This window comes from Pseudomonas extremorientalis (assembly GCF_024584605.1).
GTDB lineage: Bacteria > Pseudomonadota > Gammaproteobacteria > Pseudomonadales > Pseudomonadaceae > Aquipseudomonas > Aquipseudomonas extremorientalis.
Genome location: NZ_CP089519.1, coordinates 3,558,584 through 3,580,991 on the forward strand (window position 1 = coordinate 3,558,584; position 22,408 = coordinate 3,580,991).

Annotated in this window: 18 protein-coding genes; 4 read left to right on the forward strand and 14 right to left on the reverse strand. The window is 61.5% G+C overall.

Annotated elements, in window-relative coordinates:
• Positions 1-48: 48 nt before the first annotated feature.
• The 3 genes from praA to LUU92_RS15740 form a co-directional block, all read right to left on the reverse strand.
• Positions 49-543, reverse strand: coding sequence for an alkane oxidation protein activator PraA (gene praA / locus LUU92_RS15730; protein WP_071487971.1), 495 nt, complete (start codon positions 541-543; stop codon positions 49-51).
• 133 nt (positions 544-676) lie between these two features.
• Positions 677-1,957 carry an alkane 1-monooxygenase gene (locus LUU92_RS15735; RefSeq protein ID WP_071487972.1) on the reverse strand — a complete coding sequence of 427 codons (1,281 nt, stop codon included), beginning with the start codon at positions 1,955-1,957 and terminating at the stop codon, positions 677-679.
• Between the two features lie 294 nt (positions 1,958-2,251).
• Positions 2,252-3,250, reverse strand: coding sequence for an alpha/beta fold hydrolase (locus LUU92_RS15740; protein WP_173668589.1), 999 nt, complete (start codon positions 3,248-3,250; stop codon positions 2,252-2,254).
• 266 nt (positions 3,251-3,516) lie between these two features.
• Between LUU92_RS15740 and LUU92_RS15745 the strand changes: the two genes are divergently transcribed.
• Genes LUU92_RS15745 through LUU92_RS15755 form a run of 3 tightly spaced genes read left to right on the forward strand, consistent with a single transcriptional unit; the run spans position 3,517 to position 6,791 of the window.
• Positions 3,517-5,055, forward strand: a complete 1,539-nt coding sequence (locus LUU92_RS15745) for a flavin-containing monooxygenase (RefSeq protein ID WP_257102260.1) — start codon at positions 3,517-3,519, stop codon at positions 5,053-5,055.
• Positions 5,052-5,942 (forward strand): SDR family NAD(P)-dependent oxidoreductase, encoded by an 891-nt coding sequence (locus LUU92_RS15750; RefSeq protein WP_257102261.1) that lies wholly within the window; start codon positions 5,052-5,054, stop codon positions 5,940-5,942. Before LUU92_RS15745 ends, LUU92_RS15750 begins: the two co-directional genes overlap by 4 nt.
• Before the next feature lie 15 nt (positions 5,943-5,957).
• Complete coding sequence (locus LUU92_RS15755; protein ID WP_092244265.1) at positions 5,958-6,791, forward strand: metal-dependent hydrolase; 834 nt, start codon at positions 5,958-5,960, stop codon at positions 6,789-6,791.
• Here LUU92_RS15755 and LUU92_RS15760 read toward each other — a convergent pair.
• Positions 6,788-8,863, reverse strand: coding sequence for an EAL domain-containing protein (locus LUU92_RS15760; RefSeq protein ID WP_257102262.1), 2,076 nt, complete (start codon positions 8,861-8,863; stop codon positions 6,788-6,790). The two genes, LUU92_RS15755 and LUU92_RS15760, sit on opposite strands and share 4 nt — an antisense overlap.
• A gap of 245 nt (positions 8,864-9,108) precedes the next feature.
• Between LUU92_RS15760 and LUU92_RS15765 the strand changes: the two genes are divergently transcribed.
• A complete protein-coding gene (locus LUU92_RS15765; protein ID WP_257102263.1) occupies positions 9,109-9,438 on the forward strand; it encodes a DUF6388 family protein in 330 nt (109 codons plus the stop codon).
• Between the two features lie 4 nt (positions 9,439-9,442).
• On the opposite strand, the gene LUU92_RS15770 is transcribed toward LUU92_RS15765, so the two are convergent.
• Genes LUU92_RS15770 through LUU92_RS15815 form a run of 10 tightly spaced genes read right to left on the reverse strand, consistent with a single transcriptional unit; the run spans position 9,443 to position 22,401 of the window.
• Positions 9,443-10,288 carry a serine/threonine-protein kinase gene (locus tag LUU92_RS15770; RefSeq protein WP_071487978.1) on the reverse strand — a complete coding sequence of 282 codons (846 nt, stop codon included), beginning with the start codon at positions 10,286-10,288 and terminating at the stop codon, positions 9,443-9,445.
• Positions 10,285-10,998: a PP2C family protein-serine/threonine phosphatase gene (locus LUU92_RS15775; RefSeq protein WP_257102264.1), complete on the reverse strand. Its 714-nt coding sequence runs from the start codon at positions 10,996-10,998 to the stop codon at positions 10,285-10,287. Before LUU92_RS15775 ends, LUU92_RS15770 begins: the two co-directional genes overlap by 4 nt.
• A complete protein-coding gene (gene tssM / locus LUU92_RS15780) occupies positions 10,995-14,369 on the reverse strand; it encodes a type VI secretion system membrane subunit TssM (RefSeq protein WP_257102265.1) in 3,375 nt (1,124 codons plus the stop codon). The genes LUU92_RS15775 and tssM overlap by 4 nt, the downstream gene beginning before the upstream one ends.
• Positions 14,370-14,384: 15 nt before the next feature.
• Entirely contained in the window at positions 14,385-15,248 is an 864-nt protein-coding gene (icmH, locus tag LUU92_RS15785) for a type IVB secretion system protein IcmH/DotU (RefSeq protein WP_257102266.1), read from the reverse strand.
• Between the two features lie 4 nt (positions 15,249-15,252).
• A complete protein-coding gene (gene tssK / locus LUU92_RS15790) occupies positions 15,253-16,581 on the reverse strand; it encodes a type VI secretion system baseplate subunit TssK (RefSeq protein ID WP_257102267.1) in 1,329 nt (442 codons plus the stop codon).
• Position 16,582: 1 nt separating this feature from the next.
• Positions 16,583-17,077 (reverse strand): type VI secretion system lipoprotein TssJ, encoded by a 495-nt coding sequence (gene tssJ, locus LUU92_RS15795; protein ID WP_071487982.1) that lies wholly within the window; start codon positions 17,075-17,077, stop codon positions 16,583-16,585.
• The gene (gene tagH, locus LUU92_RS15800) at positions 17,074-18,246 is read right to left on the reverse strand and encodes a type VI secretion system-associated FHA domain protein TagH (protein WP_257102268.1); all 1,173 of its coding nucleotides are present in this window, start codon (positions 18,244-18,246) and stop codon (positions 17,074-17,076) included. The genes tssJ and tagH overlap by 4 nt, the downstream gene beginning before the upstream one ends.
• A 16-nt stretch (positions 18,247-18,262) precedes the next feature.
• A complete protein-coding gene (locus LUU92_RS15805; RefSeq protein WP_081049244.1) occupies positions 18,263-18,394 on the reverse strand; it encodes a type VI secretion protein in 132 nt (43 codons plus the stop codon).
• A 42-nt stretch (positions 18,395-18,436) separates the two neighbouring features.
• Positions 18,437-19,972, reverse strand: a complete 1,536-nt coding sequence (locus LUU92_RS15810; RefSeq protein WP_257102269.1) for a sigma-54 interaction domain-containing protein — start codon at positions 19,970-19,972, stop codon at positions 18,437-18,439.
• Positions 19,969-22,401 carry an AAA family ATPase gene (locus LUU92_RS15815; protein WP_257102270.1) on the reverse strand — a complete coding sequence of 811 codons (2,433 nt, stop codon included), beginning with the start codon at positions 22,399-22,401 and terminating at the stop codon, positions 19,969-19,971. The genes LUU92_RS15810 and LUU92_RS15815 overlap by 4 nt, the downstream gene beginning before the upstream one ends.
• Positions 22,402-22,408 lie beyond the last annotated feature (7 nt).

Here is a 22,408-nt window from a genome sequence, read left to right on the forward strand (position 1 = left end):
CCCTTTCCAGCCAAATCTCAATTCAATTACCGCTGTAACATCCGACGGTTATTCAACAACTTTGAAGTTCGGCGGCATCTTGATCGACACCGTCTTGATCTTGCAGTCTTCGCCAATGGGTACATTGGCGGCTTCCAACTTGCCGGTGGCGTTATCCCAAGTGCCATCAGCCGTCGAAGGTCCGCACTTTCCGCCCAGACCGAATGCATGCACGTCCACGCTGATCTTCGACATGGAACCACTCTTGGTGTCTTTGGCGACTAACACCCACGGCAAGTTGATGGCTTCCACGCGGCTGCACTTGAGGCCGCCGTCGAATTCCACTTTGTCGACATTCACCGATGAGCCATCGGCCGCGACTTTGCCGGCCACCTTGATAGTGCAGTCGGCGCTGATCAGCGCACCTTTGGAGAAGCTGATGGGGCCTTGGGCGGTAAAGGCGCTGCCCGCCGGCTCGATGCGCGCAGCCTGGGCCTGGTGATAGGCAATCAGGCCCAGCGCGGCCAATACGATGTGGGTGGTGAACTTGGCAGGTGATTGCATGGTGTACGTCCTTCCCTTTAATTATTTTTGTTCGGGTCAAACCACTGTATTGCAACTCATTTTGTAAACCTTGGGCAAAAGCAGCCTGCGCGGCACGCAGGTCCCGAGTACGCCAACAACCGGTTACTTGAACTTAGAACGGTTTGGCGCTGTTACTGTACTTCTCCAGGTACTTCAACCGCTGTGAGGGCTGAAGGTTGGTCAGGGTGATATCCCCGGCGTAATGATTGAGTACGCGATGATCCATGCGCCGCCGCCACAAGTACGGTACATAGGCCCAGACAATCATGCTCGCGTAGCCATAAGGGAGTTGAGGTGACTCATCAAAGTGGCGCAACGATTGATAACTACGGGTCGGGTTGGCATGGTGATCAGAGTGCCGTTGAAGTTGGAACAGAAAGATATTGGTGACAATACGGTTACTGTTCCATGAATGCCGTGGCGAGCAACGTTCATAACGACCATTGGGCAACTTCTGGCGCTTGAGGCCGTAGTGCTCTACATAGTTCACTACTTCCAGCAGCGAGAAGCCGTAGATACCCTGGATGATCAGGAACGGAATCACCGTCGCGCCCAACCAGGCGATCATCGCGCCCCACAACACCACGCTGTACATCCAGGCGCTGAGTACGCCGTTCTGCCAGTGCCATGCCGGCAGACCAAGCTTGCGCAGGCGTTCGCGCTCCAGGTTCCACGCCGAGCGGGCGCTGAACCACACCGAGCGTGGCAGGAAGGCCCAGAAGCTCTCGCCCAACCGCGAGCTGGCCGGATCTTCCGGCGTCGCGACACGCACGTGATGGCCACGGTTGTGCTCGGTGTAGAAGTGCCCGTAGAAGGTCGGTGCCAGGGTGACCTTGGCCAGGAACACTTCCAGTGGGTTGGGCTTGTGCCCCAGTTCATGGGCCGTGTTGATCGCGATGCCAGTGGCGGCGCCGGTCGACATGGCCATGCCCAGGTAGGTGAACCAGCTCGGTTCGCCATGCAGTTGAGTACGTGCGGTGATGTAACTGGCGGCGTGGGACAGCCAGCTGGACGGCTCCAGGTTCGCGGCAGCCTGCAACAGGCCACCCTGGATGATCCAGTCGATTCCGCCCGCGGCGAGCCAGCCGGTGATCACCACCGAGGAGATGACAAACACAACGCCGGTGTAGACGATCCAGCGATAGTAGCGTTGGGATTCGAGGTGGCCGACAGCGGATTCGGGCGGGTTGCTCACGTCTTCACCGAGCAAGCCATCGATCAATGGGATCAGGCCGAAGATGACCAGTACACCGACCCACCAGAGTTGCTGGGTACCGGTGCTGATGGCCAGTGCGCCGGAGAGCAACGGAGTGGCCAGGGGCAGGATGCCCAGCCACCACAGGTGACGCTTGCCGTCGGTCCAGATGCTTGGGGCTGCCAGGGTCTGATTCATGGCAGCCTCCGTGTCATGGGGGCAGGAAACAGGTTCAGGGAGCGCTGAGTGCTCCAGGAAATCAACCATGCGATAAAAGACGTTTTTTTCATTTTTATTCGCTCTTAGGCATTTCAAAAATCATTTCAAAATAAACATTGAAATATTTTTTTAAAGAAATAGCGCGGAATCGTTAGGTCGTCAACTACTTTTTCGAAGCCTTTTTTACGTGACCGGGCAGTCTCTTTTTCAGCTGTTTGGTCAGGTCTCTAGGGCAAGCATTTCGGACGGTCCAACCCGCAACGAGGGCCACGATTATTTGTTCGCCAAGGCAAACGGCGGGTGCAGGATCGCGGCGGTTTGTGCTGGCCGCGCACGCTTGGCCAACTGCTGCACCGCTTCCGCCACCCGTTCGGTGGCGGTGATCGGCAGCATATGCCCGCGCCCCTCCACCACTTGCAGCTTCAGGCCGGGCACCTTGTCGGCCAGGGCCTGGCCGTGTTTGCGAAAGTCCAGCACCTTGTCCCGTGCGCCGTAGATCAGGCTGATGGGCAGCGTCAGCTGCGGGTAGCGCTTGACCATGTCCGGCAGGTGGTCGTTGACCAGGGCGATCTCGCTGGAGGCCGCATAGAAGTTGTCAGGACGCATGCCCAACAGGCCGCCGCCACGGGTAGCGAAGTCCTCCGGGGCACTGTCCGGTGCGAACACGCCCTTGACCACCGAGCGTCTTGTCAACAGGCCCATGGGAACCGTCAGGGTGCGCGACACCCAGCGCCTGAGCCAGGCAGGCCGCACGGCCAGTGACCAGAACACCAGTGGCAAGGTCGGTTGAGGGTGCGTCAGGGGCGCCACCAGTATCAGTCCCGACACCGCATGGGGATGGTCGAGGGCCAGCGCCAGTGAAATCGCCCCACCGAGGGAATGCCCCAGCACCAGCGGTTTATCCAGGCCCAACGTATTGATAAAAGCCGCCACCTGACGCGCCTGGGCCGGCAAGTCTGCAGCAGTGCGTTTATGGCGCGTGGAATAGCCCGACCCCGGTCGGTCGAGGCTGATCACGCGAAAGTGCTCGCGCAACTGACCGGACAAGGCATAGGTCAGGTTGCGACTGCTGCCCATCAGGCCGTGAATCATCACCAGCGGCGGTCCCTTGCCTTCCTCGTAATAATGAAAGCGCTCGCCGTTTACCTCCAGAAAGCGTCCGTTGATCGGAACGGCGGCTTCGATACGCCGCGTCATCCACGTACTGAATCCCCACAACACGGCGCTCGCGCCTACCAACACAGCCGCAGCGATAACCCATTCAACAGCCATAGCTCGGTCCTCTGCATCCCTGCTGCCGGCGACCTGACCGGAATTGATCAAGGCCTCGGCCATCGTCCACACCCTGGACCCGAACGGCGTGCCTGTCCGTCGGACAAATGGCACATGAGGAACCTGGGACTAGCGTAGGCGATATTTTCAGGTAGATTATTTAAAATCTTTTTTAAAATAAGTAATTCAATTTTTCTTTGCAATGGTGTTCTATCTAAAAGACAAAACAAGAAAGGAGCACATCCGATGCCCACGAGGGACTGCTTATGAATGCCCAGAGTGATTCAATCGACATCGCCATCATCGGTTCCGGCTTTGCCGGCCTGTGCATGGCGATCAAGCTCAAGGAGGCCGGGTTCACCGACTTCTTTATCGCCGAACAGGCCGACACCCTCGGCGGCACCTGGCGGGACAATCATTACCCGGGCTGCGCCTGTGATGTGCAGTCCCATGTGTATTCGTTTTCCTTTGCGCCCAACCCGGCCTGGACGCGGCAGTTCGCGCCGCAGGCGGAGATCCGTGCGTACCTGGAGCAATGCGCCACGCGCTTTGGATTGGCGCCCTATCTGCGCTTCGGCATGGGCCTGGAGCGGGCGGTGTTCGACGAGCACCTGCAACGCTGGCAATTGAGTTTCAGCGGTGGCCGCCAGGTCAGTGCGCGGGTGCTGGTGTCGGGCATGGGCGGCCTGTCGCGTCCGGCGTTACCGGATATTCCGGGGCTCGATCATTTCAAGGGCAAGCGCTTCCACTCCCAGCAGTGGGACCATGAATACTCCTTGAAAGGCAAACGCGTCGCGGTGATCGGCACCGGCGCCAGTGCCATTCAGTTCGTACCGCAGATCGCGCCGCAAGTGGCCCACCTGGACCTGTTCCAGCGCACGCCACCGTGGATCATGCCCAAGCCCGACCGGGCGATTACGCCTGTCGAGCGCTGGCTGTTCAAGCACCTGCCCTTCACTCAGCGCTTGGTGCGCGGGGCTTTCTACTGGGCGCTGGAAGGCCGCGTGGTGGGCTTTGCCCTGCACCCAAGGCTGATGAAAATGGTGCAGAAAATCGCCCTGCGTCACCTGCACAAACAAGTAGCCCGCCCATCCCTGCGCAAGACCCTGACCCCGGACTACACCATCGGCTGCAAACGCGTGTTGATTTCCAACGACTACTACCCCGCCTTGTCGCGCAGCAATGTCGAGGTGGTCACCGATCGCGTGCTGCGCATCGAAGCCGACGGCGTGATCACCGCCGACGGCATCAAGCACCCCGCCGATTGCCTGATCTTCGGCACCGGTTTCCAGGCCAGCGATCCCCTGCCCCGCGACTGCATCATCGGGCGCGGCGGTGTGGACCTGATGGACACCTGGCAAGACGGCGCCCATGCCTACAAGGGCACCACGGTGCCTGGTTATCCCAACCTGTTCCTGATCGTCGGGCCCAACACTGGCTTGGGGCATAACTCGATGATCCTGATGATCGAAGCCCAGGTGACTTACATCATGGATGCCCTCCAGCACATGCAGCGGCACCGCATCGCCACGGTGGACGTCAAGGCGGCCGTGGAAAGCGCCTACAACCAACAGTTGCAAGCCAAGCTCAAGCGCACCATCTGGAACACCGGTGGTTGCCAGAGCTGGTACCTCGACCCGCGCACCGGCAGGAACACCACCTTGTGGCCCGGCTCGACCTGGCGCTTCAAGCAGGTGACCCGCCAGTTTGCGCTCAAGGATTACGTGGTCGACCAGTTTCCGGTCAACCTGCCCAGCCGCCCCGTGCCGGCCCCCCACTCCACCCCGGAAGGCAGCCTGTCATGAAGTCATTCAATGGCCGCGTAGCGGCAATTACCGGCGCCGCATCCGGCATGGGCCGCGCCCTGGCATTGGCCCTGGCGCGTGAAGGTTGCCACCTGGCGCTGGCAGATAAAAACAGCCAGGGGCTGGAGCAGACCCTGGCGCTGATCAAGACCTCGACCCTGGCCCCCGTGTCGGTCACCACCCAGGTACTGGATGTGTCCGATCGCCAGGCCATGGAGGAGTGGGCCGCACGCTGCGTGGCCGATCACGGCCAGGTCAACCTGGTGTTCAACAATGCCGGGGTGGCTCTGTCGAGCACGGTGGAAGGCGTGGATTATGCCGACCTGGAATGGATCGTCGATATCAACTTCTGGGGCGTGGTGCATGGCACCAAAGCATTTCTGCCATACCTGAAAGCCTCGGGCGAAGGCCATGTGATCAATACGTCCAGCGTATTCGGTCTGTTCGCCCAGCCCGGCATGAGCGGCTATAACGCCACCAAGTTTGCGGTGCGCGGTTTCACCGAATCCCTGCGCCAGGAACTGGACCTGCAACGCTGCGGCGTGTCGGCCACCTGCGTGCACCCCGGTGGCATCCGCACCGATATCTGCCGCAGCAGCCGTATCGACGCGAACATGACGGGCTTCCTGATCCACAGCGAACAGCAGGCCCGCGCCGATTTCGAAAAGCTGTTCATCACCGACGCCGACCAGGCCGCCAAGGTGATCCTGCACGGCGTGCGCAAAAACAAGCGCCGCGTGCTGATCGGCCGCGACGCGTATTTCCTCGACCTGCTCGCCCGTTGCCTGCCCTCGGCCTATCAAGCCCTGGTGGTGTTCGCCAGCAAGCGCATGGCGCCCAAACCGCGCACGCCGGTATTTGAAACCAACGACGAGCCCCACCTCTGAACAGGAGCACGCACTATGTTGCCGATCCGCCGTGACATCCATTTCGCCCTGCCCGCCGAGCGCATCAAGGACTGGCATGAACAGGGCCCGTTCATCACCCATTTCTTCAATGCCCTGTCGCTGCTGTTTCCCCAGGGCGAGCTGTTTTTCATGGACAGCGTGCGCCACTATCGCCAGGACATCGACGACCCTGCGCTTAAAAAAGAGATCCAGGGGTTCATCGGCCAGGAGGCCATGCACAGCCGCGAACACGTGGCCTACAACGACTTGCTGCAAGCCGCCGGGTTGCCGGCACATACGCTGGACCGGCGCTTGAAGTTCATCCTCGACTGGCAGAAAAAACACCTGCCTGCGTCCTTCAACCTGGCGGTGACCATTGCCCTTGAACACTACACGGCGATGCTGGCCGAAATCCTGTTGAGCGACCCGTCGCGCTTCGGCAATTCGCTCAAGGGCTATCAGCAGATGTGGTATTGGCATGCCCTGGAAGAAACCGAACACAAGGCCGTGGCGTTCGATGTATGGAACCGCGTGATCAAGCCCGGCCCCAAGCGCTATCTGCTGCGCACCGGCACCATGCTGACCACCACGGTGTTCTTCTGGCTGGTGGTGTTCGACTTTCACCTGCGCCTGCTGATTGCCGACCGCAAGTCGGGTGGGCACCTCAAGGGTTTCTGGCGCATGTTGAAGTTTCTGTATGGGCCGAAGGGTGTTTTCCCACGAATGCTGGTGCCGTGGCTGCACTACTTCAAACCCGGCTTTCACCCCTGGGACCACGACAATCGCGCGCGCCTGGCCGGGATCGATGGCCTGGTCGAGGAGATCGAGCAGACCCAGCGCGGGTATTAAGCCTGCGCCAAGGCGGCGCGTTCGCGTACGAACCCTTCCAACTGATCGCCCGGCAGTGCCTTGCTGAAATACCAGCCCTGGATAATCAATTCGGCGCCGGTATTCAGGAAGGCCAACTGCTCGGCAGTCTCCACTCCTTCCACCACCACGCCCAGGTTCAGCGCCTCACAGAAGCGCAGCATGCCGGTCATCACCTGGGCGCCCTTGGGGTCGTGCTGGGCCACCACGAAGCTGCGGTCGATCTTGATGAAGTCCACCGGGAACTGGTGCAGGTAACTCAGGGCCGAAAAGCCGGTGCCGAAGTCGTCGATATACACCTTGGCACCGATGGCCTGCAGCTTCTGGATAGTCTGGCGCGTGACCTGGATATCACTGACCAGGGCATCCTCAGTGATCTCGACCGATACGTGCCCATGGGCCTGGGCCAGGATCTCCACCAGGCGTTCGCCGAAGGCGGCGTCGGTCAGGGTCGCGCTGGAAATATTGATGGTCATCGGCAGGGAAAAACCGAGTTTCTGCCACTTCTGGTACTGGCGAACCGCCTGGGATGCTACCCACACATCCACATCCGGCATCAACCGCGCCTGGGCCAGCCATTGCAGGAATTCCCACGGCGAATGCACCGTGCCCTGGGCGTCGCGGGCCCGCATCAGCGCTTCACACCCGGTGCACAGGCCTGTGCGGGTCGAGACCTGCGGCTGGAATTCAAGGTAGAACTCATAGTCGCTGATCTGCTGGATGCGGCTCAGTTCCACGGCCTGGCGCGCCAGGGTCTTGTGGGAGGCGAGTACCGGGTCCAGCTCGCGCAGACGGCCCTTTTCTTCAAGGCCACGGAAGGTCATGTCCAGGGACTTGAGGTACACCGTGCCCCCTTCACTGGCCTGGCGATGGATCGCCCGCACATACGGCGCGTACACCAGGGTGCCCAGGCCCAGCAGCGCCACTTGCAGCGCCACCGCCGCCAGGTCGCCGTGGGTACTCAGATAGGCATTGAGCAGCACCGGCGCGGTGAACGGCACGCTGACCACCGCCGGCGACACCCAGCCCATCTGCACCACCGTCAACGCCAGCATGGCATTCAACGCCGGGACGATCAGAAACGGTATGAACAAACGCGGGTTGAGGATGATCGGCAAGCCGAACAGCAGCACCTCGCTGACGTTGAACAGTGACAGCGGCAGGCTCGCCACCGCCAACAAGCGCATGGACTGGCTCCTGGAGAACAGCAGGATGGCCAGCAACAGGCACAATGCACCGCCCGAGCCACCGATAAACGCAAAGCTGCCCAACAGGCCACTGTTCAACACATATTTGACCGGCTCGCCCGCCGCCAGGGCCGTGCTGTTCAGCACCACGACCTGATCCAGTACATCGAACAGCGGTTGCATGGCGTACACGCCGTGGATGCCGAAAAACCACAGCAGCGAATTCATCAGGGTCACGAACAGGCCGCTGCCGTAGGGTGACTCCAGCGCGTCCAGCACCTGGGGGCCTTGCAACTGCGCCACATACGGAATCTGCAGCAACAAGGACAGCACCACCACCAATGCCAGGGCGGTGATAGCGCCTGGCAGCACCATATTGATCGTGCCCCGCAGGTTGTGCCCCACCAGGTCTTCGTTGACCAGACGGGTCCAGCGGTAGCGGTGCAGCCAGGCAATTGCGGGAACGTTCAACAGCGGCGAGGCAATGGCGATAAACAGCACAAAGGTGGCCGAGGCCCTGGGGTAGTCCCGCAGGATGAATGTCGCCACCACCACATGGGCCAGGCACAGGAATGCCACGGGCAATTGGGGCAGGCGATGCTGGATCGCCAGCATGTAACCGATGGACGCGGCCACCAGCAGCGGGATCACGGAACTGATCTGGTTGTGCAGGCCGGCGAGGAACGCCACCACCTGCGGGTGGAAGCCAAGGACGCGAGCACATTCCGACAGAATCAGAAAGCCCGCCGAGACCAGCAGGCAAGGCAGGATCCACAACAGCCCTTCGCGGATCGCCCGCAGCGATTCAGTGCTGGCCAACGCAGCCAGGCGTTGGGTGAAGAAAAGCTTGAACAGCGTTTGCGCCATGACCCATCCCTCTGCCCATCGCCCACTGTCCCTGCAAGGCAGGGCTGGAAGCACCGGCTAACGCTACACGTCCTGGCCCAATGAGCGAAAGCCTTTTGCCATTCATCTGGGGGAATTTCCGAATCGGATAACAGGCCAGGCCCTGTTTTTTCCAAACAGTTGAGTTTTATGATCCAGGCCAATCGCTCAATCTGCTTCAATGACGCCTATCCGCCCTCCCCCTGACCTGTGTTTGGAGTAAGCCTTTGTCACACCCCGGTGATAACCACCAGCGCGCGCTGGACAGATTCCTCGATGAACACCCCGATGTCGCCGCCGAACTGGATACCCTGAATCCGCTGGCTGCCCAGGCCAGGGGCGAAACCCTGGCCCAGTACCGCGCCGAACGCTTGCATGAAGCCTTTGAAGCACAAGCTGAACGCCAGGGCCTGTTTGCCTGGGAGCTGACCCTCAAACTGACCGCCGATTCCTGTGAGGCCTTTGAAGCCCAGCGCCGTGAGGTACACAAGGAGGTGGCACAGATGGCGGGCCTGAGCTGGGTCGAGTACTGCCAACTGCACGACCTGCCCGGCTAACGCACTACCCCAGGAACCAGACACGGCGCCCGCAGCCCAGCACTTCGCGCAACTCGGCGACCGACACCGTGCGTTGTTCAGGATCCATCGCCAGAGCCGAAGACACTGCAGGCCAGCAATGCCTGGGCAACTGCCTCGGCCTCGGCAGCGGCTGATGCTGCTGACGTTCGCCGGGGCGCCGTCCTTCGGCCAACTCATAGAGCACACTGGCAACCCCGTACAGATCGGCACGGGGTGAGGGAAGCCCTCCGGCCATCAGCTCCGGCGCCGCATACGCAGGAGTCCAGGCATTCAGGCGACTGCGGCTCAAGCCGGGCAATCCGGCCCTTGCCTGCGCTTCAGCATGCCCCAGGCCAAAATCGAACAGCCGTATCCCCTGCTCCCCCACCATGATGTTCGCCGGTTTCACATCGCCATGCAGCACTCCTTGTCGATGGGTGTAGGCCAGCGCATCCAGCAGTTGCAGGGCGATGGGTTGCAGCGCCTGCCACGCCATCCCTTGCGGGCATTCCGGGAGCAGGCGGTCCAGGGTCAGGCCGGGCATTACTTCCATGGTGAAGAATGCCAGCTGGTGCGCCGTGTCGACCTCGAAAGAAAAGGCCCGGACCACATGTTCATGTCGCAGGCTCCGGGTCAGGGCGAACTCGCTGTACAGCAACACGTGGGCGTCGGTGGACGCACAGAGCGTCTCACCCAACAACTTCAGCGCCACGCGCGCGTCCGGTTCGCCAAACGCCTCATGCAGCAGATCCCGGGCACGATAGACCACCCCCATGCCCCCTGAACCGAGAATTCGCTCCAGCTGGTAGCGTCCCGCAAGCAGGTTCGGCGGACCGGCTGCGGCGTTCATGGCTGCACCACCACCGCAGTGAGGTCATCCAGCGCAGGTCCACGCAACACGTCGCTGAACAACCGCTCCACTACCTGCCCGGGCGTGCCGGCATTCATCGCACGCCCCAGTTGCCGGTGGCTGAGCCCCTGGTACAAGCCATCACTGCACAGCAAGAACACATCGCCTGGATGGGGACGCAGTTCCAGTATCTCCAGACTCAGCGGTTTTCCGGCGCCAATGGCACGAGTCAAGGCGCGGGCGTCTGGATGAGCGCGGGCCAGTTCCAGGCTCACATGCTGTTTGTCCATCAGTTGCTGTTGCAGGGAGTGGTCCCTGGACAGCTGATACAAACGCTGCCCTCGCCAGAGATAACATCGGCTGTCCCCTGCCCAGACGCACGCCGCGCGGTCGCGCTCAAGCAACAGGACAACCACCGTACTGCCCATGACGCGTGCCAGGCCATCGGCCGCCTGCAACTGGCTGTCGAGCCCCCGCAGGCAGCGTTGGACGGCCTCGACCCGCTGGTCGAAGCTGCCTTGGCCTGGCAGCGCCGCGAGGCTGCTGACCACCCGTTGACTGGCCACATTCCCAGCATGGTGCCCTCCCATTCCATCGGCGACCGCCCAGCAACCGCGTTGCGGGCAATCGAGGAACCCATCCTCGTTACGCGCACGACGCTTGCCTTGCGCCGTGCGGCCAGCACTTCGCCAAGGGGGCGCGCGGTTCACAACTGCTCCGGCAGGCGGAAGCCGCGCCATGTGGCCATCTGGAACGGGCTGGGGCTGCGTTGGCTGGTGAGCAGGTAGTTGGCACGCAGGCCGGCCAGGTCGGCCTTGAGTATCTGTGCATCCCTGCCGCTGGCCGGCTCGTTTTGCATCAGTTCGAAAAGCCGGAACAACGACCAGGCTCCCCGGTCTTTTTCAATGCCCAGCGGTCGCTCGGTACCGCGCTCCAGTACCAGGCTGCTGCGCCCATTGTCCGCATCACTCGGCCAATGGAACGCCATCGGCACGATGGGACCGTGACGGTATTCCAATTGCTGATCGCCCACCCGCAGCGTCGCGCGGTTGACGGCCTGGTCCAGGCTGTAGGGCGCCAGCGTGAACAGAACGGCCCAATTCCCCTGGTCTGCGCTGAAGAACCCCTGGCGAATGACCTGCGCGCGTGTCAGCTGGTCGAGCAACGAACGTGAAACAGGCAAGCTGCGGCCCTCAAGGCCACGCAAACGATAGCGGCTCCCCTCGACACTGACGAACGGCCGCAGGTAGCTGTCATAGAAGTGCTCCATCACCCCCCGTGGTTTGAAGAACGACTGGAAATCACCCAGGGCAACATCGCTGCCGGCGTCGGCATTGAAGGGGTAGCGGTGCCGGATCGCCTTCACATAAAAGCCATACACCTCACTCTGATAACGCTGGTTCACATACCCATAGGCGTCATCAAGCAGATGGCGCCAGGTTTGCTCGGCAATCCCGTCCAACCAGCCCTTGAGCGGCTGCGGCAAGCGAGCAGCAGCGTCACGCAGGTTACCCAACAGCGGCTGCTGTCCATCCATGCGTTGCCGGGCCATCTTGAATGCCGCGTGCTCGGGCGAACTGTCACGGTTCAGTGTCGAGACTTGCAAGTGCAACTCATCCAACAGGTGCAAGGCCTGGGTCAGCTCGGCCGTCGGGTTCTGCTCTTCATCCAGCAATTGGTGCAAGGGCTCGAAACGACGCAGCAATGCGCGCCGGGCAGTATCCGGCAGTGTTTGGCGCGGCAAGGCTCGGGTGAGCAAGCCGGACACCGGCGTGCCCAACTCAGCGACCTGCTGGTTCACCGCTCCAAACCGCTCATGGGTCGGCAGCAGTCGCGTGTGTTCACGCACTTGCCGCAACAGCAACACCAGCGCCGACTGGGCGGAAGTCAAGTTCGCGAGCTGCTGCGCATCGTGCCTCAGGTCGTCGCTTTCCAGCAGACTGACTCGACCCAGCGCATCACTCCAGATGTCGGCGTACTCGCTGAAGTAACGCTGTTCCAGCGCCAGCATCAGCTTGCGCAAGTCCACGACACTGAGGTCTGCGGCCTCCCCAAGCACCCAATTATCCTGGGCGATGGCATTGACCAACTGTGGCCCCTGGCTCTCGAAAAACTGCAGGTATTTACGGGTATAGAAACCCGGGATGGGGGGCTCAACCCTCGAAAACGCCGGGCTTTCAGCGAGGCGCAAGGGCTCCAGGTGCCGCGCTTGCTCGCGCAGTGTCCGGTAGACCACCTCTACCATTGGCTCGCCGCGCAGCACCAGACGGGCCTGGGCGACCAACTCATCATTCAGCGGGGCCGAAAAACCCTGTTCAACGAGCCGTGCAACGTGTTCGTTCAGGCGTTTGTGTGTCGATGCATCCTCGATGTACCCAACAGTCCGCAGCCCCGCCACTTGCTCGGCCAACCAGGCCTTATCACGTCGCTCGGGCAGGTTGAGCATCAAGTAAGCGCGAAGGCTGTCCAGCAACTGCTCGCGATCACCCAGGCTGTCACGTACCTGTTGTTCGAGCCGCAGGGTCACGTAGGGGAGCAATTGCTGATGCAGGGCTTGTTCGTAGGCGCTGTTCAATGATGGCCGACTCAACTCGCCCTGATACAAGCCGCCCCGCTCAACCCAAGGTACCTGCGCCGCCGGTGGAAACACCTCCGTGGCCGCCAGGCGACTGTCCAACAGCGCGAGCAACGCCAGGCTGGCGTCCGCTTCGGGTTGGCCTACAGGCTTGGGGTTGATCAGCTCCCGCAGTTGCACCAGCCGCTGATAGTTGAATGCGTAACTGTGCGCCCACAGCGCCCCGGCCGTACCCACAACCAATGAGGCGGCCAGCGCCATCAACCCGTGGCGTCGACGTATGCGCTGTCGCTCCGGGGTACGCAGCCCGGCAAGACCGGCCTCGGCAAAAATCACCCGATTGAACAGGCCCTGGGCAAAATGGGCACGCACATCACCTGTCTTCGCACAGGTCAGGTAGAACCCGCGCAAGCCGTTGATTCGCTGGTAGCAATGGGCGGCAAACGCACTCTCGATAAACAGGCAGACGAACTCGCCCAGGCGAGCGAGATGCTGAGGAAAGCCCAGCATGCGGCCTCGGCGCTCAAGGTTGCGCTCCTGATGCAAGCGCGGGATCAGCTCGGCACCCACACGTTGCAACAAGGCGTCGAATGTTTCGCGCACCTCGGCGGTATCAGTGCCTGTCATGCCTGACACCAGGCGCTCACCCAGCCAGCCTTCTGCGGCATCGCCCTGCCGCGCATCAAAGAACTCGGCAAACCCGGCCAGCCGATCAAGCTGCGTCAGCACCAGATAAACCGGCACATCTACCTGCAGTGACTGCTGGATGTCCTGCAAGCGGTTACGCACATGGCGCGCGTGAAGCTCCAGGTCGTGTTCGTTGCTGCGCAACAGCGTATCGACTGACAGCGTCACCACCACGCCATCGAGCGGCCGTGCCCTGCGCCATGACTTGAGCATGTCCAGCATTGTCGACCATCCTGCTGCATCGACACTGTGGTCGGGCTGGCTCAGGTATCGACCTGCCATCTCGACCACCACCGCGTCGTCGGCAAAACACCAGTCACAGTAAGAGGTGGCGCCTGGCGGCATCGCGTGCGTCCGGTCGAGCGCCGCCGGCAACCCGGCAGCGGCCAGCAAGTCGGTCTTGCCGCTGCCCTGCTCGCCAATCAACAGGAACCAGGGCAGTTCCTGGCGCGAACGCTCACTGCGCTCGCCGTAGCGGTGTGAGGTTTTCAACGTCTGCAGCGCTTCCTTGAAGCGCCTGCGCACCTGCACCACTTCGTCATTGATCAACCCCTGCTGCTGAAGATGTTCCATCTGCCCAGGCTGATCCAAACGCGCGGAGCGACGTGCCCCCACAACCACCATCGCCAACCCCCATGACAGCAGCATTGCGCTGATGGTCAACAAACGGGCCGTCGAACCCTGCCAGAAACGGTAGTCGTCTACCGCCAGCAACGGCCCGACAAACCACACCAGCAGCGCACCGGCCAGCACCAACAACAGGCTCCATACCCAACTCTCGCGCAGCACCTTGCCCACGCGTCTGAAGAATGCGTTCATTCATTGCTCCCAGCGTTACAAGGGCGTCCGAGACGGCTCTGCCAGCGAAGATTGGAAAGCGTGCAACGTCGCCCTGCGCTCCTGGCCCAGCATCCAGGCGAACCCCGAATGCACCACCAGCAGACACGCCAGCACGCAGGCTGCGGCCCAGGCAGCCGAGACAATGCGTATCCGTGCCTGAGAGGTCACGCCGGCGCGGGATACAAGGGTTAACGGCGGCTGATCACCGCGCACATGCCTGATCTGGCGATACACCGCGTCGTGTACAGTTTCGAGCTGCGCCCTTCCCCGTTCCATGACACGGTATTGGCCTTCGAACCCCAGGGACAGGCACAGGTACATCAATTCCAGCAGGGCCACATGCTTGACGGGGTCACGGGACAAACGCTCAAGCAACTGGAAAAATTTTTCACCGCCAAAAGTTTCGTTGTGGAAACGGCTGAGCAGGCTGGTCTTCGACCAGTCGCTACGGCCGCCCCACGGCGTAGTGACCACGGCTTCATCAATGACACTGCACAGTACGTAACGCGCCGACATCACCTGACTGTTCTCGGCCCCCAGATACAAGGCATAGGCCTCGAACGCGTTGATGCCCGAGGAAAACTCCTCATTGAGTGCCGGCAGGCTTTCCCGGCCGGGGCTGGCCTTGAGTTGGACCACTTGCAGCAAGAGTTCCCAGGCCGCGGTCAACAGCACGTTGGGGCCACTCTTGAAGTGCCGTATGCCTTGCATCTGGGCGCAATAGATCATGCGGTCTTCCAGTTGCTCGAAGCGTGGCGGCGACGGGAAGTCCGTAACGGCTGCGTGCGCCGGTCCGAGACCCTCACGGTCAAGCAACACGGTTCTTTCGTCTTGCGGGTATTCACTGTCCATAGTCATGACGTCAGTTCCTGATAGCCCAGAAGTTGAGTTCCAGCTCGGCAAACTCGCCGCTGGCGTGGAAGGCGAAACCACCTGATTGCTCCAACTGCGCAATGTCACGGGGGCTGAGTTCGAGCATGAAATAGGTCTTGCCGGCGTGAAACGGGATCTGCCGCGGCGCTACCGGCAACGCCTTGACCTTGATCCCGGCCAGCTGCAGGTTGACCAGTTCGCGGATACGCTCCACCGGTCCGATCTTGAGATGGGCCGGCAGTCGATGACGTAGTTCCTCCGTATCGCACTGGGCAGTGGCCGCCAGGATGAAGGTGGCCGTACCGAGTAACTTGAGGTCGCTCACCGGGCATACCAGCACCCCGTACTGCCGTGGTTGCAGCGTCAACTCGACCGCCTGCTGTTCCAACACCAGCGACAGCGCCGCACGAAGGCCTTCCATCAATCCACGAAAGCTCGCGCCCTGATCGCCATGCCGGTATTGCGCCGGAAATTGCGCCCGTTTGCTGTCGTTGGAAAAGGTGCACAGCTCACCGAAAATCGACAGCAACTCCCGATATACCACCTCCGGCCGCACCTGGGTCTGGCTCAGGTAGTGACGCAATCTCAATTCCGCACGATTGATCAACTGCAGCATCAAAAAGTCGCCGACCTGTGCGCTGGCGCTAGCGCCGTTTCCCTGGATGCGCGCTGCAATCGCATCGCCACGGGTCGCCAGCAGGCTGGTGACTTCGTTGATGCAAGACGCCACATACCCCGAGCCCTGAAGGTAGATAAACGTTGGTACAAAATCCGCATCCAGCCTCACGCCGCCGTCCTGGGTCGAATCCACCACCCGGGCAACCTGGAGTTTCACGTAGAACGCGTCACCGGGCGGCTCACCCAGCATCAGGCGCAAGTCCGGGCGCGCGCATTTGATCTGGCAACGAGAGTCGACCCCGGCAGTGGAGTCACCGATTTCTGTATCACAGGCAACATAGCGCGCCAGGACATCGCGTTGCTCCTTCGAGCGCACCTCAACCTGATTGTCGGTCGCCAACGGCAGCGCCAGGTACACAGCCTGTCTGCCTGCATTGGTAGGCACCTGCAACATCAGCGGTTCCAGGGTGCCGCTCAGCTCGAACAGGCTGCCGTCCGGTAGCACTCCGGTGGCCTGGTTCACCACAATCTTGCCCAGGTTCAGGTACTGCACATCGACTTCCAGGCTCAGGAAACCCCAGGCATCACTGCTCAGCAGCCGGGTGTGGTTGAGTTGCCGATGGTAATAGCGGTCGCTGTGCTGCAAGTGTTGGGGCCTCAGCAGCATGCCCTCTTGCCAGATAACGTTGTGGATCTGCATCTCAGTCCTCCGTCCTGTCAGGTTGAGGTGCCGCCATCCGGATACCCGTCTGGTCCAGCACGATGTCGGCACGGGTCAACTGTCCGGGAGCCAAAGGCAGCACCCATCGCCATTGCACATGGGGCAAGTCACGATAGGCCGCCAGCACGCCGACATAGCGACTGCGCGGCTCGACACTCAGCTTGAGCGCCAGCCGTTCGCCGGGACGCAGTTCCAGTTCCTCGCCGCTGACCCAATCCTTGGGCAGTGCCTGCTCGGCCCGGCCGTAGAGGCTGAAGAAATCGGCGTTTTCAAAGGCCACCGGATGCCGCAGCTCCAGCAATTGCACCACTACGGGCGAGGGGCGGCCGTGAAGGTCGGGATTGACCTCGTCGCTGGCCGTCAGAGTCAGGTCCAGCTTGGTCAGGGTGGAAAAAGGTGAAAGGGTGCTACATCCCGCCAGCAACCCCAGCAGTAGCAGCGTGAATGAAACCGCGATCCGAGACCGGCCAATCATCCTGCGTACCCCGCGTGAAGGGTGGAGACCAGGCGTACCTGCTCCTCGTAGGCTTTGCAAAAATCATGACGCAGCACCTGCTCATCCAGGGGCTCGTCCTCAGTCAGTCGCCGATAATGACGTTGGTAGGCCCGCCAATGGGCGCCATCGCTGAAGAACCTGGGTGACTTGCCGTCACGTTCGAAGCGCAGCAGCAAGTGCCCAGGCGCAAAGGCCGCCAATGCACCGCGTATGGCAGCCCGACAGGCCACGACCAGAGCCAGTTGATGAACCTGCAAGTCTCGGTACGCCTGATCGACCGCTTGCTCGGCAGAGAACTGACAGGATTCATCGGCGCCGAGCAAAAACGCCAGGGCGGCATGGTTGTCGGCACAGTCTTTCAACGGGTTGCGGGTATTGAGCAGCGGAACCGCCAGTAAGCCGTGGACCTCACTGTTGAGTTCATCGCGGGTTCGCACGCTTTGCTGCAACCCTGCGAGGGTTTGCCTGAACAGGCCCGCCACCTTGATCGCCAGGGCTTCGCGCCCCGGCGTATCAAGCGCGTCCACCTGCATGCCCAATGCGTGGGCGAACTGCGCCCAGAATGCTTCCGAGGTTGCAGGTGGTGGTGTGACAGGGCCAGGTGACACGACGTCTCTGGCCGGCTCAGCCCATTGCGGCACGACCAGGTGATCGTGCTCCACCGTGCCCTGACGCAAGGTTTCGAAAGGTGCCTGTGGCGTTGTGCCCAACGCGTCCAGCTCTGCCGAGGAATTGCCGAGCCGTACCTCGCGATCCAATGCGTCGACAGGATCCAGCCCCAGGAACGCGTCGTCTGGAATCGTGTCTTGCCGAGCAAAACCCTGCCCTGCCTGCAACACCAGGCGGGCACGGATATCCAGCAACCCCAGTTGGTACACATCGCCGTCACTGATGAGCCGTGCCTGTCCTTTGCACAGGCGCTCCATACTGCCCGACACACCGATACCGTTGCTGCTGATATCCGTCAGGAAATAGCGGGCCTCTCTAAAACTGACCAGAGCGTGGTGACTGGAAATCAGACGGTTGGCATCCGGGAGCACCCAGTCACAACCCGACCCACGTCCGATCACGCCACCGACACCGTCAAATGTCTTGCGCTCAGGCGGCTCCCCGTTTGCGGTGCTACAGAGTTCAAACGTCAATTGCATGACAGCAGCCCCCTGTTCAGTGCCCACGACGAGTCGCGTGGGGGTCACCCAACGGACGGTAGTCGGCGTCATCAAAGACATAATTGGCGTTACAGCCACTCAACAAACACAGCGCAAGCACCAGGGCTTGCCACGGATGAAAAGGCATCAGGTATCTCCCATGAAAATAAGCGGCCCGCACGTTCCCTGCTCAACACTCCTCGCGGGCGTCCCCCACGGGGATTTTCAAGCGCGCCAGGCGGTAAAGCAGCGTGCGCCGCGCAACGCCCAACTCACGAGCGGTACGGGTGCGATTGCCACGGTTCTTGTGCAGGCAATCGATCAGGAATACCCGCTCTACCCGCTCCAGGCGTTGGCGCAGCGTCGCATCGACTGCCCCGGTGGCAGCCGGCACCGGCAAGGACAGGTGTGCCGGCAGGATCACACCGTCGTCACAGAGCAGCACCGCACGTTCCACCAGGCACTTGAGTTCGCGGACATTGCCGGGGAAGGCGTGACCCGAGAGTTGATCAAGGGCTGCACTCGACCATTCCACCGGCACACGCCCGAGGTCAGCAGAGGCTTGATGCGCGAACTCCCGCGCCAACAGCAACACATCGCCGTCACGCTCACGCAGGGGCGGCAGTTCGATGGGAAACTGCGCAAGCCGGTAGTAAAGGTCCTCGCGAAAACTGCCTTGGGCGACCATGGTGGCGAGGTCACGGTGGGTGGCGGCGATGATGCGTACATCCACCTTGTGGGCCGTACTGGCGCCCAACGGACGCACTTCGCCCTCCTGCAAGACCCGCAGCAATTTAGCCTGCAGCGACAGCGGCATATCACCGATTTCGTCGAGGAGCAGCGTGCCGCCGTCCGCGCTGTCAAACAGCCCGGCGTGGTTACGCTCGGCCCCTGTGAAAGCACCTTTGCGGTAACCGAACAGCTCACTCTCCAGCAGCCCTTCGGGAAACGCCGCACAGTTTTGCACCACAAATGCTTTGCTCCTGCGCGGCCCCGCAGAATGGATCGCCCGCGCCACGACCTCCTTGCCTGTACCGGTCTCGCCACGCAGTAACACGGTGTAGGGGGTATGCAGGACCTTGCCGATCAAACGATACGTCTCGTCCATAGCCAGGCTGCTGCCGATCAACCCGTACGCTGAACGTGGCGCCGGCATGTAAGCCTGGGGCTGGGCAACACATCCAGTGGCACACTGACACTGCAGTAAAGCGCGCTGCATCAAGGCAAGGCTGCCCAACTGGCTCAAGGCGGCGGTGTAGCCCTGCAGATTTTTCCGATGCTGGCTGGCACACAGCAGTACCCCCTTGATGCCCTTGCCTCGGTCAAACAACGGCACACATGACAACGCTTGCCAGGGGGCCTCCATGACCGGCAGGAAACCGTACTCGTACATGCTGCCTGAGTGTTCTTCCAGGCTAAGGGCAGTTTGCTGGTTGAGCACGTAGTGCAGCACCTGTTCATGCTGGAAATCCTTGGTACAGGCCGGATCGCCAGGGCAAGGCATGCCTTGCAAATGCTGGGCGATCAGCTCAAGCCGGCCAGTGGATTCGTTGCGCCAGTACCATTGGCTGAGGTCACACTCGCTCAGTCGCGCCGCTGCGGCGACACACAAACCGGGGAGAGTGGCTGCGTCGTCCGCGCTGCCCAGGCGGATGAACCCGTCAAGCAGCGCATCGGCACAGACCGCCGAACGGGGCAGCAGGGTGAGCAGCCGATCCTCCCTCATTGGCTGAACTCACAGGTTGGAACGCCGTTAGCCGCCAGCCGGGCATGGACCTGTGACACAGGCTCACCTCGGGCCATGGCTTGCAACCGCCGATCGACCACCTGTGGCAACAAATGCAGCTCGATCCATTGATCGACGTAACGCGCGCCACTGTCATCGTGGGCGCACCGCTCGGCCATGTGTTCAACCAGCTCCGACGTGTAACTGAATGCCAGACTGCGCAGACTCAAGCGTTGCCCCAGGCGTTCGAGCTTGAGCCTTGCCAGGTCATGCAGGACGTCACCCGTGACCGGGTAATACGGCACGACACGCATCCTGGCCAATAACGCGGCTTTGAAGTGGTCCCGCAATTGCGGCAGGATCGCCTCATGCAGCGTTCGCACGTCAGGTCGTCCGCCACCTGCGCACAATTGCCCGATGCGCTCACTGCCCAGGTTGGACGTCATCAGGATCAGCGTGTTGCGAAAGTCGATTTCCCGCCCTTCTCCATCATTGGCCAGGCCCTTGTCGAAAATCTGGTAGAACAGGTTGAACACTTCTGGGTCGGCCTTCTCGACCTCATCGAGCAGCACTACCGAATACGGGCGTTGGCGCACAGCTTCCGTCAACACGCCGCCCTCGCCAAAACCGACATAACCGGGCGGTGCGCCAATCAACCGAGACAGGGAATGTTTTTCCTGGAACTCCGACATGTTGAGGGTGGTGACGAAGCGCTCACCGCCATACAGCAGGTCGCCAATGGCCAGCGCCGTCTCAGTCTTGCCCACGCCACTGGGGCCGACCAGCAGGAATACGCCGACCGGCGCATCAGCCTTGTTGAGCCCCGCAGCAACGGCACGCAGGTTGCGGTCCAGGGCCTGCACCGCTTGCTCCTGGCCGAGAATGCGCAGGCGCAGCGCATCGGCAAAACCCAGTACCTGTTCACTGTGCTCAAGTGCCAGTTGTTCAACCGGGATCCCCGTCCATGCACTGATGACCTGAGCCACCAGGCGGGGGCACACCTGCTGCGTGGTTTGCTGCTGTGCAAGCCAGCGTTGCTCGAGGTCCAGGCGCTCGCCGTCCAGCGCCTCCATCCGCAGGTTCAGCGCGTGCAAGGTCTGTTCGTCCACGGGAAAGCCTTCGTCCCGGTCTCGGCTCAATGCCTGACGCTGCCGCGCCCCCGCCGCCTGTTCTGCATAAAGGTGTTGCAACGCCTCAGGCGCGGTCTCCCGGCGAGTGCTCAAACGAGCGCAAGCGGTATCCAGCACATCTACCGCCTTGTCGGGCAACTGACGCCCGGCCAAGTAACGGGCGCTCATCTGCGCCGCCGCGACCACCGCATCGTCGCGCACGTAAACACCATGACTGCGCTCATACACCGGGACTAATCCGCGCAGGATCGAGATCGCTTGCTCGACGCTGGGTTCTCCGACCCGAACAGGCTGGAAACGCCGCGCCAATGCCGGGTCTTTTTCAAAGTATTTCTTGTATTCCGTCCAGGTCGTTGCAGCGATGGTGCGCAACTTGCCGCGAGCCAGCACCGGCTTGAGCAGATTGGCGGCATCGGACGCACCCGCCTGCCCACCCGCCCCCACCAGCGTGTGCGCTTCATCGATAAACAGGATCACCGGTTTCACCGCGGCGTTGACCTCATCGATCACACCCTTCAGGCGTCGCTCGAACTCGCCTTTGATACTGGCACCGGCCTGGAGCAGGCCCATGTCCAAGGTCAGTAGCCGCACCTCCCTGAGAGACTCGTGCACCTGTGCAGTGGCCACACGCAACGCGAGGCCTTCGACAACGGCTGTCTTGCCCACTCCGGCTTCACCGACCAGGATTGGGTTGTTCTTGCGTCGACGCATGAGTATGTCGATCAACTGGCCGATCTCAACGTCACGACATAACACCGGGTCAATACGCCCTTCATGGGCCTGGCGTGTCAGGTCGTGAGTGAAGCGCTCCAGCATTGATTCGCCCTGCGGCGCAGGGTCTGTACGAGGCGCCTGATCCGACACGAACGCCTGCACACGCTGTGCATCCAGCCGGCTCAGAAAAACCTGATAGGCGCTGCCCGCGTGCTGCCGCGGATGGCGCAAGAGCGCCAGCAACAGGGCGCCGTGATCGATTTCAATGTGTCGCAATTCCAAATGAGCAACCATCGAAGCCTGTTGCAGCCATTGCACCAGTGCCTGGGCAAACACCGGATTGCGTGACGCACTGGCCTCCCCCTTGGGTTGCAGCGTGGCTTGCAGTTCTGCGGTTTCAATACCGGCATCCTTCAGCGCCCGCACCAGCAGGCCATCGCGATGCTCGAGCAGGGTCAACAGCAGGTCTTCCACCAGCACTTCCCTGCCGCCGCGCATGACGCAGCGCTCGGCGGAACGCTCCAGGTCTCTGCGGGCCTGGGGGGTCAATGCCTGGATAAGTTGTTGCAGGTCCACAGTCATCATCCTGATT